15 protein-coding genes are annotated in these 15,873 nt (G+C 38.5%); 14 read left to right on the forward strand and 1 reads right to left on the reverse strand.

The features are described from left to right. Positions 1-4 precede the first annotated feature (4 nt). Positions 5-1,252, reverse strand: a complete 1,248-nt coding sequence (locus CJ229_RS00655; RefSeq protein WP_246830714.1) for a Glu/Leu/Phe/Val family dehydrogenase — start codon at positions 1,250-1,252, stop codon at positions 5-7. A gap of 217 nt (positions 1,253-1,469) precedes the next feature. Here CJ229_RS00655 and ylqF point away from each other — a divergent pair, with 217 nt between their 5' ends. The 14 genes from ylqF (at position 1,470) to pyrH (ending at position 15,870) form a co-directional block, all read left to right on the forward strand. After that, positions 1,470-2,324 (forward strand): ribosome biogenesis GTPase YlqF, encoded by an 855-nt coding sequence (ylqF, locus tag CJ229_RS00660; RefSeq protein ID WP_102167539.1) that lies wholly within the window; start codon positions 1,470-1,472, stop codon positions 2,322-2,324. After that, positions 2,314-3,066 (forward strand): ribonuclease HII, encoded by a 753-nt coding sequence (locus CJ229_RS00665; RefSeq protein ID WP_257993695.1) that lies wholly within the window; start codon positions 2,314-2,316, stop codon positions 3,064-3,066. The genes ylqF and CJ229_RS00665 overlap by 11 nt, the downstream gene beginning before the upstream one ends. After that, a complete protein-coding gene (locus CJ229_RS00670; RefSeq protein ID WP_102167541.1) occupies positions 3,063-4,238 on the forward strand; it encodes a DUF418 domain-containing protein in 1,176 nt (391 codons plus the stop codon). Before CJ229_RS00665 ends, CJ229_RS00670 begins: the two co-directional genes overlap by 4 nt. A 98-nt stretch (positions 4,239-4,336) precedes the next feature. Continuing rightward, a complete protein-coding gene (gene sucC, locus CJ229_RS00675; protein WP_068130519.1) occupies positions 4,337-5,506 on the forward strand; it encodes an ADP-forming succinate--CoA ligase subunit beta in 1,170 nt (389 codons plus the stop codon). 18 nt (positions 5,507-5,524) lie between these two features. Then, on the forward strand, positions 5,525-6,430 hold the full coding sequence (sucD, locus tag CJ229_RS00680; RefSeq protein WP_068130516.1) for a succinate--CoA ligase subunit alpha: 906 nt from the start codon (positions 5,525-5,527) through the stop codon (positions 6,428-6,430). A gap of 89 nt (positions 6,431-6,519) precedes the next feature. After that, complete coding sequence (gene dprA, locus CJ229_RS00685) at positions 6,520-7,314, forward strand: DNA-processing protein DprA (RefSeq protein WP_102167542.1); 795 nt, start codon at positions 6,520-6,522, stop codon at positions 7,312-7,314. 84 nt (positions 7,315-7,398) lie between these two features. After that, positions 7,399-9,465 carry a type I DNA topoisomerase gene (gene topA / locus CJ229_RS00690; protein WP_102167543.1) on the forward strand — a complete coding sequence of 689 codons (2,067 nt, stop codon included), beginning with the start codon at positions 7,399-7,401 and terminating at the stop codon, positions 9,463-9,465. A gap of 152 nt (positions 9,466-9,617) precedes the next feature. Then, positions 9,618-10,499, forward strand: coding sequence for a site-specific tyrosine recombinase/integron integrase (xerA, locus tag CJ229_RS00695; RefSeq protein WP_102167544.1), 882 nt, complete (start codon positions 9,618-9,620; stop codon positions 10,497-10,499). 5 nt (positions 10,500-10,504) lie between these two features. Further along, positions 10,505-11,050: an ATP-dependent protease subunit HslV gene (hslV, locus tag CJ229_RS00700; RefSeq protein ID WP_040929147.1), complete on the forward strand. Its 546-nt coding sequence runs from the start codon at positions 10,505-10,507 to the stop codon at positions 11,048-11,050. An 8-nt stretch (positions 11,051-11,058) separates the two neighbouring features. After that, the gene (gene hslU, locus CJ229_RS00705) at positions 11,059-12,423 is read left to right on the forward strand and encodes an ATP-dependent protease ATPase subunit HslU (RefSeq protein WP_102167545.1); all 1,365 of its coding nucleotides are present in this window, start codon (positions 11,059-11,061) and stop codon (positions 12,421-12,423) included. An 18-nt stretch (positions 12,424-12,441) separates the two neighbouring features. After that, positions 12,442-13,212 carry a GTP-sensing pleiotropic transcriptional regulator CodY gene (gene codY / locus CJ229_RS00710; protein WP_040929146.1) on the forward strand — a complete coding sequence of 257 codons (771 nt, stop codon included), beginning with the start codon at positions 12,442-12,444 and terminating at the stop codon, positions 13,210-13,212. 140 nt (positions 13,213-13,352) lie between these two features. Further along, positions 13,353-14,120 carry a 30S ribosomal protein S2 gene (gene rpsB, locus CJ229_RS00715; RefSeq protein WP_102167546.1) on the forward strand — a complete coding sequence of 256 codons (768 nt, stop codon included), beginning with the start codon at positions 13,353-13,355 and terminating at the stop codon, positions 14,118-14,120. An 82-nt stretch (positions 14,121-14,202) separates the two neighbouring features. Then, positions 14,203-15,084, forward strand: coding sequence for a translation elongation factor Ts (tsf, locus tag CJ229_RS00720; protein WP_317846589.1), 882 nt, complete (start codon positions 14,203-14,205; stop codon positions 15,082-15,084). Positions 15,085-15,147: 63 nt separating this feature from the next. Next, positions 15,148-15,870, forward strand: coding sequence for a UMP kinase (gene pyrH / locus CJ229_RS00725; protein ID WP_102167568.1), 723 nt, complete (start codon positions 15,148-15,150; stop codon positions 15,868-15,870). The last annotated feature ends 3 nt before the right edge of the window (positions 15,871-15,873 follow it).

The following is a 15,873-nucleotide window of genomic DNA, read 5'->3' on the forward strand; positions in this document are numbered from 1 at the left end:
TATATTAAGATAATTTACCTTGTAACTTCATAACGTCTGCTACTTTTTGAATTGAGTTTAAGTAAGCCGCTTCTCTGAATGTTACGTCGTGTTTTTCTTTTGTATCCCAGATTTCGTCAAATGCTTGGATCATTTTCTCTTCTTGACGCTCTAAGACTTCTTTTTCTGTCCAGTAGAATCCTTGTAGGTTTTGTACCCACTCATAGTAAGATACGATTACTCCACCTGAGTTTGTAAGGATGTCTGGTACTACTGTGATGCCTCTTTCTTTGAATACTGCATCTCCTTCAGTAGTGACTGGTCCGTTTGCACCTTCAAGTACGATGTTTGCTTTTACTAATTTCGCAACGCGCTCATCGATTGCGTTTGCAAGTGCTGCTGGTACCATAATGTCTACGTCTAATGACCAGAAGTCTTCTGGGTTTAAGATTTTAACGTTGTCCATTTCTTTGAATTTACCACGGTTTGCTTCTAGCTCTTCGTAAGTAAATCCTTCTTCACGGTAGATAGCAAATAATCCATCTGGGTGCCACTCCATAACTGCTTGTACTGTTGCACCGAGTTGTTCGAAGTATTTTACCGCGTGGCTTCCTACGTTACCGAATCCTTGTACTGCAAGTGTTGCTTCTTCGAAGTGGATATCGAATTTCTTAGCAACTTGACGTCCAATGACTGAAATACCGAATCCTGTTGATTCTGTACGTCCTAGTGATCCACCGTATTCTACTGGTTTACCAGTGAATGTACCGAGTGCTTGTGTACCAGCTAATTGACAGTATTCGTCAACCATCCAGCTGATCATTTGTGCACTACAGCCTACGTCTGGTGCAGGTACGTCGATTTTTTCGCCTAAGTATTTGTAAAGACCACGAACGTATCCGCGCGCTAATTGCTCGAGTTCGTTTTCAGATAGTTTTGTTGGGTCAGCAACGATACCACCTTTACCACCACCGTATGGTGTACCTGTTACTGCACATTTAAATGTCATCCAAATAGATAACGCTTTTACGTCATCGTACGTTGTTGCAGGGTGAATACGAATTCCACCTTTTGCTGGTCCGAGTGACGTGTTGTGTGCTGCACGGTAACCTTTGAACGTTCTGATAGTACCGTCATCCATCTTAACTGGAATGCTAACTTCAATCATACGCTCAACGTCTTTTAAAATTTCAAAGACTGCTGGTTCCGTATTCAAAATTCTACATGCTGATTCAACTTGTTGTTGCGCATTAATAAATGAGTTGTTACTCAAAGGAAAGACCACCTTTTTTGATATTAAGTTCATATGTATATAATATCACGTTTATAAAATAATGAAAGATTGTTATTTTGTATTTTCGAACAAAAATTTAATGTTCGTATAGCTATTTTTTCATATTTCACATTTGCTAATTTCTAGTAGTATATCGTATGTTAAACGGAATTTGCTATAATCGAATAGAATCTAAAACGTATAGGGAAGTGATGAGATGTCTATTAACTGGTTTCCTGGACATATGGCTAAAGCAAGGCGCCAAATTGAAGAGAATTTAAGTAAAGTTGATGTAGTGATAGAAATTTTAGACGCGAGAATTCCAATGTCGAGTCAAAATCCGATGATGAACGAGATCGTTAAAAATAAACCACGTATTGTCATTTTAAATAAGTCTGATCTCGCAGATCAAAATATGACAAATCAGTGGATGAATTACTTTAAGTCGATTGGGACGTATCCGATAGCACTGGATGCTCGTAGCAATAACGTATTAAAGCGCATTGAACCGGTTGCGATGGAAGCGACTGAAGAGATGTTTCAACGTATGGAAGCTCGCGGTATTAATCGTCGTCCGATTCGTGCGATGATTATTGGTATTCCTAACGTCGGAAAATCAACATTAATTAATAGTCTCGCAAAACGTAAAGCCGCGAGAACAGGAAATACGCCAGGTCTTACAAAATCACAGCAGTGGATTAAAGCAGGTAATAATTTAGAACTGCTAGACACTCCAGGTGTATTATGGCCAAAGTTTGAAGGAGATGTCGGGTTAAAATTAAGTTTAACTGGTGCAATTACGGATAGGGTCGTTCATTTAGACGAGGTCGCTATTTTTGGTATGAAGTTTTTAATCGAACACGATAAGGAAACGTTTGATACGTTTTATAAAATTACAAATTATGACGTCGATGATATCGTATCCGTGTTTGACGCAATCGGTAGAAGTAGAGGTATGTTAATGTCTGGTAACGAAGTCGATTATGAACAAGTGACAAACCGAGTCGTCTACGACATTCGAAACGGTAAAATCGGCAGATATACGTTTGATGAGGTAAATGATGACAATTAAAGAAGTAAAAGAATTTTTACAGACGATACATTCTATAGAAGATTTAGAGAGTATTGATTTACAAAGTGACCCACGTGTCGGCGTACAAAATGCAATTAAAAGTCGCAGACGTCAACTTGAAAAAATCGAAGAGACGAAACGACGTTTTGAAAGTATGATGGTCTATGAGCGTGAGTTAACAGGTGTGATCGCTGGCGTTGATGAAGCAGGGCGCGGACCACTCGCAGGAGAAGTCGTTGCTGGTGCAGTAATTTTAGGTGACGAGAAATTATATGGGTTAGATGACTCTAAAAAGTTAAGTGAAACTGAAAGAAATCGCTTATATGATTTAATTTTAGACACGTGCACGGTTGGTATAGGTACCGCAACAGTGGAAGAAATTGACACGTTAAATATATATGAAGCGACAAAACTTGCGATGACGCGTGCAGTGAAAAATTTAAAAGTACAAGTGGATCACTTATTGATTGATGCGATGGTGTTAGATATGGATATTCATCAGCAAAGTATTATAAAAGGAGACGCAAATTCGAATTCGATTGCTGCCGCTTCAATTATCGCAAAAGTGTACCGTGACCGTTTAATGAAAGCACATAGTAAAGAGTATCCAGCATACGATTTTGAAAAAAACTCAGGGTACGGAACGAAAAATCATTTAGAAGCGTTAAGACAATACGGAGCAACACCGATTCATAGAAAAAGTTTTTCACCCGTTAAGGAAATTCAGGAGATTTTTAGATGAACAGAATTAAAGTAGTAGATAGTTTAAGAGGATTTAGTTTACTAGGGATATTACTCGCTAACTTGCTCGTTTTTAACTACGGCATGTTTGGTAATAGTTATCCTGAAGTATATGACGTGTCTAATGTCGGCATCTTTTTAATGAATACGATTCGCGTATTATTTGAAGGTAGTACGATGCCGATATTTGCCTTTTTATTTGGATTTGGGATGTATATGATGGCGTCTAGTTTTAAACGTAAAGATCTCGGTGTTAAACGTGGACTCATTCGTCGCGGACTCGCGTTACTATTATTTGGTACACTGCACGCGATGTATTTATTTGAAGGAGATATTTTGTTCGTTTATGGACTGATGACGATTGTTTTATTTTGGCTACCGAATCGAAGTCTTAAAACGATGATTGTTTGTTTTCTTCTATCATCAGCGCTCGTTGTATTAATGCATTTAGACTTTGGTAGTAGTGTAGAAGACATAGATGAAGAGTTTGAGAGTTATACGACAGAGTTAACCGATGAAAAAATCGAATATTTACTCGAAGAAAAAGAAGCGTATCGTACGTTATCGAATGCTGAACGTCAGTCGTTTATATTCGATTCAGAGAATCCGTTTTTTGGCGGTGGTGTAGTCGGATACATATTTACGTATATACTCATTATTTCCTTTTACGTGCCTGTCTTTATATCTGGAATGATTGCAGCAAAACTTAAAATGTTTGAAACAGGTGGCACGTGGAAAAAAGCACTCATTCTACTCGTACCGATCGGTATTATATTAAATATATTTGGGCTTAATAATGAGACACTCGATTATTATATGTTCTTTATAGACACAGCGTTAGCTTATGGTTATATTGGACTATTTTATTATTTATATAAAGAAAACTTATTTATGGATAGTTTATCCGCCGTCGGTAAATTATCGTTAACGAACTATATTTTACAATCAGTGTTCCACTCGTTTATATACTACGGCAGTGGACTCGGACGATTTGGAGACGGGAATTTTACGCTGTCGTTTACGTTAGCAATTCTCTTCTTTATCGTACAAATTATATGTAGTTATTACTATATGAAGAAGTTTAAATACGGACCACTCGAATATATACTTAGAATTTGGACGTATTTCTCGTTTAAACCACATTTAAAACGTGGAAAAAACGCACATATTTAAAAATTACACTTTTTAGAAGCGTGTTAAGTTTACAATAGTGCGATGAATTTATATAATAGTTTTGAAAGCTTATTATTATAACGCTTAGGAGGCAGACCATGAATATTCATGAGTATCAAGGAAAACAAATTTTCCGCTCTAAAGGGGTAAAAGTACCGAACGGTGACGTTGCGCGTACGCCTGAAGAAGCGGTAGAAGTAGCAAAAACATTAGACTCTGACGTCTACGTAGTGAAAGCACAAATTCACGCAGGTGGACGTGGGAAAGCTGGAGGCGTAAAGATTGCGAAATCTTTAGATGAAGTTAAAGAATACGCTGAAAGTTTACTCGGTTCTACATTAGTAACGGTACAAAACGGACCAGATGGTACTGTTGTTAACCGTTTATTAATTGAAGAAGGTTGCGACATTAAAGATGAATACTACATCAGCTTTGTTGTAGACCGTGCGACAAACCGTGTCGTGTTAATGGGTTCTGAAGAAGGTGGAACTGAAATCGAAGAGGTTGCAGCTAAAACACCTGAAAAGATCTTCACTGAAGTGATCGACCCAGCAGTTGGTTTATTACCATTCCAAGCAAGAAGACTTGCGTTTAACATCAACATTCCAACTGAGTTAATTAACAAAGCGGCAAAATTATTACTTGGACTCTATGATGTATTTGTAGAAAAAGATGCATCAATCGTCGAAATCAACCCACTTGTAACAACAGGTGACGGTGAAGTTATGGCGTTAGATGCGAAAATCAACTTTGACGATAACGCATTATACCGTCAAAAAGAAGTAATGGAAATGCGTGACTTCGACGAAGAAGATCCAAAAGAAGTTGAAGCGTCTAAATACGACTTATCTTATATTGCACTAGATGGTAACATCGGTTGTATGGTTAACGGTGCTGGACTTGCGATGGCAACGATGGACACAATTAACCACTTCGGTGGAAGCCCAGCGAACTTCTTAGACGTAGGTGGCGGTGCGACTGAAGAGAAAGTTACAAAAGCATTCGAACTCATCTTAAGTGATGAAAACGTAGAAGGAATCTTTGTAAACATCTTCGGTGGAATCATGTTATGTGACGTCATTGCTAAAGGTGTTGTACAAGCAGTTAAAAACGTCGGACTTGAAATTCCATTAGTCGTACGTTTAGAAGGTACAAACGTTAAAGAAGGTAAAGAGATTCTTAAAGACTCTGGTTTAGCAATTACACCAGCAAGCACAATGGCTGAAGGTGCACAAAAAATTATCGCACTCGTTGAAGAAAATAAATAAGATAAGGGGAAATTAATTGTGGCAGTATTTGTAGATAAAGATACAAAAGTAATCGTACAAGGTATTACTGGATCTACTGCATTATTCCATACGAAACAAATGTTAGACTACGGCACGAAAATTGTCGGTGGTGTAACACCAGGTAAAGGTGGACAAGTAGTAGAAGGTGTACCTGTATTCAATACAGTAGAAGAAGCAAAGAAAGAAACTGGCGCGACAGTATCAGTCGTATACGTTCCAGCTCCATTCGCAGCAGATTCAATCATGGAAGCAGCAGATGCAGGTGTAGAACTTGTTATCTGTATTACAGAGCATATTCCAGTATTAGACATGGTTAAAGTCGTAGACTACCTAGAAGATAAAGAAACACGTCTCGTTGGACCAAACTGTCCTGGTATCATCACTGCTGATGAAACTAAAATTGGTATTATGCCAGGATATATCCACAAAAAAGGTCACGTAGGAGTTGTATCACGTTCTGGTACGTTAACTTACGAAGCAGTTCACCAATTAACTGAAGCTGGAATCGGTCAAACGACAGCTGTTGGTATCGGTGGAGACCCAGTAAACGGTACAGACTTCATCGACGTATTAAAAGCATTTAACGAAGACGATGAAACACTCGCAGTTGTAATGATCGGTGAAATCGGTGGTACAGCTGAAGAAGAAGCAGCAGCTTGGGTGAAAGAACATATGACAAAACCAGTTGTTGGATTCATCGGTGGTCAAACAGCGCCTCCAGGAAAACGTATGGGTCACGCTGGTGCGATCATTTCTGGTGGTCAAGGTACAGCAGAAGGTAAAATTAAAGCGATGAACGACGCAGGTATCGACACAGCAGATACACCGTCAGTAATCGGTGAGACATTAATCGAGCGTATTAAAAAAGAAGGCCTTTACGAGCAATGTCTAACAATTAAATAATAAATTTAAATTGTAACGCAGAGATAATATAATCTCTGCGTTTTTTTATTTTTATACCAATTTTAAAAACTATCGATTATAATACAGTTATGAAACTTCACATTTTACAATTAAGTTTTGCAAAAGTTACAAGAAAAGAGTTTCAGAAGATCCGAAATGGTGAAGTATTAAAAGAATCTACAATTAAGAAGTTACAGCATGCGAGAGAAATTTCGTTAGAAGACATCCACCGTAAATTGTGTGAGAACGGTGTGACGTTTATAACGGAGAGTTCAAAGTATTATCCAGCATCGTTAAAAGAAATTTACGACCCGCCGTACGTATTATATGTAAAGGGCTCTTTATCGGCTTTAAATAGTCGCAAAATCGGCATCGTTGGTAGTCGTAAAGCTGGAATGTATACGCGTCAAGCGTTACAAAGAATCATTCCAGCGTTAAATGAGTTTACAGTCGTGTCAGGTCTCGCATATGGTGCAGATGATATCGCGCACCATATTGCACTTGAAGAGAATATTCAAACGATCGGTGTACTCGCATTTGGTCACGATATCCATTATCCGAAGTCAACAATAAAAACGAGACATCGTATTGAAAAATATAGTTGTACGATTAGTGAGTATCCACCAGGCACACCGATAAATAAGCATCAATTCGTCGCACGAAATAGAATTATCGCTGGCTTAAGTGAAGGTGTATTAGTCACTGAAGCCGAAGAAAAAAGCGGAAGTTTAATTACGTTAGAGATGGCGATTGAAGAAAATCGACACGTCTTTTGTATACCAGGAAATATTACGTCACCGCTCAGTGCAGGTGTAAATGCGCGGTTAAAAGAAGGTGCGATATTCGTTACAAAAGCTGATGATATTTTAGATGAATTACAATAAATGAATTTAGAACCGTTGACAAATTTAAAAGTTAGTGTGTAATATTGTTCATTGAATCATAAAACGTGAGGGAGGCAATTAAAAGTGGCAGATAATTTAGTCATTGTAGAGTCCCCAGCAAAAGCGAAGACGATTGGTAAATATCTTGGAAAACGATATAAAGTCGTCGCTTCGATGGGTCACCTTAGAGATTTGCCCCGTAGTCAAATTGGTATTGACGTCGAAAACAACTACCAACCAAAATATATAACGATTAGAGGTAAAGGACCTTTACTTCAAGAACTTAAAAAAGAAGCAAAAAAAGCAAAACGAATCTATTTAGCATCGGACCCGGACCGTGAAGGTGAAGCGATCGCGTGGCATTTAGCACACGCTCTCGGTGACGATAAAGAATATCACCGCGTCGTATTTAATGAAATTACAAAAGATGCAGTAAAAAATAGTTTTAAAGAACCGAGAGAAATGGACCAACAACTCGTCGACGCACAGCAAGCACGTCGTATATTAGACAGACTCGTTGGTTATAACATTTCACCAGTATTATGGAAGAAAGTTAAAAAAGGATTATCTGCAGGTCGTGTACAATCAGTTGCATTAAAACTGATTATCGACAGAGAAAATGAAATCCGTAACTTTAAACCAGAAGAATATTGGTCAATTGAAGGTCACTTTAAATATAAGCGCTCGAAATTTACAGGTAAGTTTTATAAGTTAGCGTCTGACGCTAAAAAGACAGAGTTACCAAATGAATCTGTCGTTAAAGACGTTTTAAAGCAAATTAAAGGAGACGACTTTAACGTCGACTCTGTCGAGAAAAAAGAACAACTGAGATATCCTGCGTATCCATTTACGACTTCTACATTACAACAAGAAGCGGCGCGTAAATTAAATTTCCGTGCACGTAAAACGATGATGCTCGCTCAACAACTGTATGAAGGAATTGACGTAAAAGGACAAGGGACGATTGGTTTAATTACGTATATGAGAACAGACTCTACGCGCGTATCTAACGAAGCGAAGTCTGAAGCATACGGATATATTGAAAACACGTACGGTAAAGAGTTTTTAGGTAAACGTAAAGATAAAAAGTCTGAAGGACAAGATGCGCACGAAGCGGTGCGTCCAACATCTACATTACGTACACCACAAGAAATGAAAGCTTTCTTATCACGTGATCAGTACCGTTTGTACAAACTAATTTGGGACCGTTTCGTCGCTAGTTTAATGGCACCAGCAGTGCTCGATACTGTGCGCGTGGACTTAAACAATAACGGAGTCATCTTTAGAAGTAACGGTTCTACTATTAAATTTAAAGGATTCTTACAAGTATACGAAGAAGGTATAGACGAAAAAGTAGATGCGAAAGAAAATATTATCCCTGAAATTTCTGAAGGTGAAACGGTTACTGCTGAAAAGATCGATTCAAATCAGCACTTTACTCAACCACCACCACGTTACACTGAAGCACGTCTTGTAAAAACGTTAGAAGAGTCAGGTATCGGCCGACCATCTACGTACGCACCGACGATTGAGACGATTCAAAAACGTAATTACGTACGTCTCGACCAGCGTCGTTTTGTTCCAACTGAACTTGGAGAAATCGTTTCTGAACAAGTATCCGATTACTTCCCAGATATTATCGATGTTGATTTTACGAAAGATATGGAAAAACAACTCGACGAAATTGCAGACGGCAACAAAGAGTGGGTAAAAGTGATCGATGACTTTTATAAAGAGTTTAGACCACAAGTTGAAAAAGCTGAATCAGAAATGGAAGAAATCGAAATTAAAGACGAACCCGCAGGCATAGACTGTGAAAAATGTGGCTCGCCAATGGTTTACAAAATGGGACGTTACGGTAAATTTATGGCATGTTCAAACTTCCCAGATTGCCGTAACACAAAACCAATCGTTAAAAAGATCGGTGTAAAATGTCCGACTTGTAAAGAAGGCGAAATCGTTGAACGTAAGTCTAAAAAAGGTCGTATTTTCTACGGATGTGAACGATATCCAGACTGTGACTTCGTATCATGGGATAAGCCAGTCGGTAGAGATTGTCCGAAATGTGACCAGTACTTAGTCGAGCAACGTAAAGGTAAAACGGTCAAGGTAAAATGTTCGAACTGTGATTATGAAGAAGATGCAAACTAAAAATAATCTAGGCTACTAATCTAGCCTAGATTTTTTATGGTGTTTCATAAGAAAAAAGATATTTCAGAAAAATAGTAATTGTGTGCAATTGTCTGTCAAATATATTAAACTATTCAATGGGAATTTTTTTATAACAGTGAGGAGGACTGTGGATGGACTATGTACTCGACTTTTTAGATGTATTAAAGTATCAAAAGCAGTATTCTCCAAAAACGATTGAAAGTTATCAACTCGATTTACGCGAGTTTGAATCATTTTTAAACGCGGAACATCTAACGGTAACGACGTTTGAGTCGAGAGATGCACGTAATTATTTAACGTTTATATACGATAAAGATTACAAAAAGACGACGATTAGCCGTAAAATTTCTGCGATTCGTAGTTTTTATAATTATTTAAACGAACGATATATCGTAGAAAACAATCCGGTGAGTCAAGTGTCTTTTCCAAAGCGAGACTCTATGTTACCGGATTTCTTGTATGAAAACCAAATCGATGCTTTGTTTCAGTCACTCGATAAAAACAAAAAGATGTACACGAGAGATCGTGCGTTACTCGAGATATTATACGGCACAGGAATACGTAGTGCAGAACTATTAAACATCGAAGTTTCTGATATCGACTTTGATCACCGGTTGTTAAAAGTACTCGGTAAAGGGAACAAAGAACGTATCGTACCGTTTAATGAATCCGTAAAAGAAGCGTTACTTGAATATATCGAGACGTTTTCTAAACATATGGAAGAGACAGGTGCTTTTTGGTTAAATTATAATTTGACGAAATTAACTGACCGTGGATTACGCTATATCATCAATAAAGTGATGAAAGAAAGTGCAATAAAAGCATCGCTTCATCCGCATACGTTACGACATACGTTCGCAACGCATATGTTAAATAACGGTGCAGACATACGTGCAGTACAAGAACTACTTGGTCATGAGTCGTTATCGACGACTCAAAGGTATACGCACGTTTCTAAAGAGCAGTTGAGACAAGCGTATTTAAACGCACATCCACAAAATAATAAGAGGTGACGAAAGTGGCAATTAAAGGAACGACGATATTTGCAGTCAAGCATAAAGGTAAAATGGCGATGGCTGGTGACGGACAAGTTACTTTAGGTAACCAAGTCGTCATGAAACATACCGCGAGAAAAGTGAGACGTTTATATGAAGGAAAAGTTGTCGCTGGATTTGCAGGCAGTGTCGCTGATGCATTTACTTTATATGAAAAATTTGAAGCAAGACTATATGAGTATAACGGTCAACTTGAACGTGCAGCCGTAGAACTTGCGAAAGAGTGGCGTACAGATAAAATGCTTCGCCAACTTGAAGCGATGTTAATCGTTATGAACAAAGATACGATGTTAATCGTTTCAGGTACAGGTGAAGTCATCGAGCCAGACGATGGTATTTTATCGATTGGGTCTGGTGGGAACTTCGCACTCGCCGCAGGACGCGCGATGAAATTACACGGAGACGATTTAGATGCTGAGACGATTGCGCGTGACGCGTTAAAAATCGCTGCAGATATTTGTGTCTTTACAAATGATAATATTATCGTTGAAACGATAGATGCTGAATAGGAGGATATATATTGGCTAGTTTATCTCCAAGAGAAATTGTGTCAAAACTCGACGAAGACATCGTCGGACAATATGAAGCAAAGCGTAAAGTTGCGATAGCGATGAGAAATAGATATCGCCGTATGAAATTAAGTGACGAACTTAAACATGAAGTCATCCCGAAAAATATATTAATGATCGGACCAACAGGTGTCGGTAAAACAGAAGTCGCAAGACGCATGGCTAAAATTACCGGTGCACCGTTTACAAAAGTTGAAGCGACAAAGTATACAGAAGTCGGTTATGTCGGTCGTGACGTCGAGTCGATGGTGAGAGACTTAGTCGAGACGAGCGTAAAAATGGTGAAAGAAGAATTATTTAAAGGCGTTCGTGAAGAGGCGACGAAATTAGCGAACGAACGTTTAATAAAATTACTCGCACCAGGACGTTTTAAAGAACCGACGTTTAACAATCCGTTTGAAATGTTTTCAAATATGGGTAAAACAGAAGAACCAGTAGAAGAAGTTGATGACACTGTACGTGAAAAACGTCGTAACATCCGCCAGGATTTAGAAGACGGACGTTTAGAAGAGCGTGTCGTTGAAATCGAAGTCGAAGAGAAACAAATGTCGATGATGATGCCAGGTATGGACAATGGTATGGGCGATATGTTACAAAATATGATGCCGAAGAAAAAACGTAAAAAACGTCTGCCAGTAAAACATGCGCGTGAGCATTTAATTAGAGAAGAGTCTGAAGGGCTGATCGACACGGACCTCGTCTATGACCGAGCGATTGAACTCGCTGAAACGTTAGGGATTATCTTTATCGATGAGATGGATAAAATTGCGATGGGGTCAAATAGTCAAGCTGGAGTATCTCGTGAAGGGGTACAACGTGACATTTTACCAATCGTTGAAGGAAGTGTTGTTGAAACGAAATACGGACCGGTGAATACGGAACATATTTTATTTATCGGTGCTGGAGCGTTCCACGTTGCAAAACCGAGTGATTTAATTCCAGAGTTACAAGGGCGTTTCCCGATTCGTGTAGAACTCGATAAGTTAAAAGCAGAAGACTTTAAACGTATTTTAACTGAACCAAAACATTCATTATTAAAGCAATATGAAGCACTGCTTGAAACTGAAGGTGTGACGGTCAGTTATACCGATGAAGCAATTGAAGCACTCGCAAATATTGCGTACGACGTAAACTCTACGACGGATGATATCGGTGCAAGACGACTTCATACGATTATGGAAACTCTGCTTGAAGAGTTACTGTTTGAAGCGGATAATATGCACGGTGCACATGTTGAAATTACAGAGAAATACGTAAATGATAAGCTAGACACAATTAAGAGTAGTAAAAACTTAAGTCAATTTATTTTATAAAACGGAGGGCTATTCTATATGCCAACATTATTAGAAAGAGCGAGAGAAATTAATAAGCTCATTCAAGAAAACGTAAAACACGAAGCGTTAGCAGAAAAACTTAGTAGAATATTAGACTGTAACACGTTCATCGTCGCAAGTGATGCGAAGTTACTCGGTTATGGTACGTATCACGAAAGTTTCGATGAAAACAGTCGTATGCACGAATTTTTAGAAAATCGTGAGTTCCCTGAGTATTATATGAACCGTATTATGCGATTACGTGAAACAGAAGAGAATATCGACTTTAGTAATAAGTTAACGATTTTCCCAGAAGAAGTTGCAGAATATAGTAACTCAGAGACGTGCGTCATTCCAATTTTCGGTGGTGGAGATCGTCTTGGAACGCTCATCGTCGGTAAAAAAGAAGAAAAATTTACTGAAGAAGATCTCGTCTTATGTGAGTACGCAAGTACTGTTGTAGGTATGGAAATGATGAACGAGCGTCAAAAAGAAGTTGAAAAAGAAGCACGTGATAAAGCGAGCATCGCGATGGCAATCCGTTCATTATCATACTCTGAACGTGAAGCAATCGAACACATTTTTGAAGAGCTCGATGCGTTAGAAGGTTTACTCGTCGCGTCAAAAGTTGCGGATAGAGTCGGGATTACACGTTCAGTTATCGTAAACGCGTTAAGAAAGTTAGAAAGTGCAGGCGTTATTGAATCTCGTTCACTCGGTATGAAAGGGACGTTTATTCGCATTAAAAAGCCAGGATTCTTAAAAGAACTAGAAAAAGATATGTTTTAGTTGAAGCCCTGACTAAACTGTGCTATTATAATAAACGGCTATAAAGCCAATTACACACGTTTTAGCAAGGAGCTAACTGGTGCCGTAACGGTTGTTAGCTAGCGTTAAAGCGGAGGTAAAAACCAAGGAGGAAAATATTCATGGCAGTAATTAGTATGAAACAATTACTTGAAGCTGGTGTACATTTTGGACACCAAACACGCCGTTGGAACCCGAAGATGAAAAAATACATCTTCACGGAGCGTAACGGTATCTACATTATCGATTTACAACAAACAGTTAAGATGGTTGACGATGCGTACAACTTCATTAAAGAAGTTTCACGTGACGGCGGTAAAGTATTATTCGTCGGTACGAAAAAGCAAGCTCAAGAAGCAATCAAAGAAGAAGCAGAGCGTGCAGGTCAACTTTACGTAAACCACAGATGGTTAGGTGGTATCTTAACAAACTTCGATACAATCAAAGGTCGTATCGACAGAATTTCTGAAATCGAAAAAATGGAAGAAGACGGATTATTCGAAGTACTTCCTAAAAAAGAAGTTGCAGAAATCAATAAAGAATATGATCGTTTAATCAAATTCTTAGGTGGAATTCGTGAAATGACAGATATGCCTAAAGCATTATTCGTCGTAGATCCACGTAAAGAATCTATCGCGATTAACGAAGCTAAAATCTTAGGTATCCCAGTCGTTGCAATGGTTGACACTAACTGTGACCCAGACGAAGTGGACTACGTTATCCCTTCTAACGACGATGCGATTCGTGCGGTACGCTTAATGACATCTAAAATGGCTGACGCTGTATTAGAAGGTCAACAAGGTGTATCTAACGAAGATGTTGCAGCTGAACAAAACATCGACTTAACAGAAGAAGAGTCAGCTGAAGAAGCATCAGAAACTGAAGAATAATAAACAATTTGGTGATAAGTACTTGTTATTTATCACCTTTTTTAAAACATAAATTGATTTTAAAGAATATGGAGGAACAATAATGGCTAAAATTACAGCTCAATTAGTTAAAGAATTACGTGAAAAAACTGGCGCAGGTATGATGGATTGTAAAAAAGCGTTACAAGAAACTGATGGTAACATCGAAGAAGCAATCCAATACCTACGTGAAAAAGGTATTGCTTCTGCTGGTAAAAAAGCAGACCGTATCGCTACTGAAGGTTTAATTGAAATCGCAGTAGACGGTAACGATGCAGCAATCGTTGAAATTAACGCTGAAACTGACTTCGTTGCACGTAACGAACAGTTCCAAAACTTAGTTAAGAAAATTGCTGAGCATATCGTTAAAACAAAACCAGCTAATCTTGAAGAGTTAAACGCTTCTGAATTAGATGGTCAATCAGTTGAGGAAGTTATGAAATCAGCAATTGCTACAATTGGTGAAAACATGAACATCCGTCGTTTTGAAGTTTTAACTAAGCCAGAAAATGGTGCATTCGGTGAGTACATCCACATGGGTGGTACGATTGGTGTGTTATCTGTAATTGAAGGTTCAACAGACGAAGCAATCGCTAAAGATGTTTCAATGCACGCTGCTGCATTAAATCCTCAATATGCAAAACAAGACGAAGTACCACAAGAAGAGTTAGATAAAGAGCGTGAAGTATTACGTAACCAAGCGCTTGAAGAAGGTAAACCAGAAAACATCGTTGATAAAATGGTTGAAGGAAGAATGCGTAAATTCTTAGAAGAAATCGTCATCGGTTCACAACCATTCGTTAAAGATAGTGACAAAACTGTCAATCAATTCTTAAAAGAAAACAACGCTGAACTCGTTACTTTCGTTCGTTTCGGACTAGGTGAAGGTTTAGAAAAACGTAATGAAGACTTTGCTGCAGAAGTTAAAGGCCAAATGGGTCAGTAATTAAAAAGACACTTCGGTGTCTTTTTTCTATATCAATATATATAACAGTTAAAAGGAATGAAAATCATGAGTTCTTCTAAATATGAACGCATCGTATTAAAACTTTCTGGTGAGGCACTTGCTGGTGGAGAAGGTGTCGGAATTAAACCGGATATCATTAAAAATATCGCAAAGCAAATTAAAGAAGCGAGAGAACTAGATGTAGAAATCGCTGTAATCGTCGGCGGTGGAAACATTTGGCGTGGTAAAACTGGAAGTGACTTAGGTATGGAACGTGGGAACGCAGACTATATCGGTATGCTCGCTACAGTAATGAACTCACTCGCGTTACAAGACAGTTTAGAACAATTAGGTGTTGATACACGCGTATTAACATCGATTGAAATGAAACAAATTGCAGAGCCGTATATTCGACGTCGTGCGATTCGTCACTTAGAAAAAGGACGCGTCGTTATATTTGCAGCAGGAATTGGTAACCCGTACTTCTCAACAGATACAACAGCAGCATTACGTGCAGCTGAAATCAATGCTGACGTTATCTTAATGGGTAAAAATAACGTAGACGGCGTATATTCAGCAGATCCAAAGCACGACGACACAGCGACAAAGTTCGAATCGCTTTCTTATATCGACATGTTACAGAAGAACTTACAAGTGATGGACGCAACAGCAACATCGTTTTGTATGGACAACTCTATCCCACTTGTGGTATTTTCAATTACAGAAGAGGGCAATATCAAACGCGCAGTACTCGGCGAAGATATTGGTACAACGATAACAGATTAAAAG

Origin of the sequence: Nosocomiicoccus massiliensis (assembly GCF_002871345.2) — a bacterium.
Lineage (GTDB): Bacteria > Bacillota > Bacilli > Staphylococcales > Salinicoccaceae > Nosocomiicoccus > Nosocomiicoccus ampullae_A.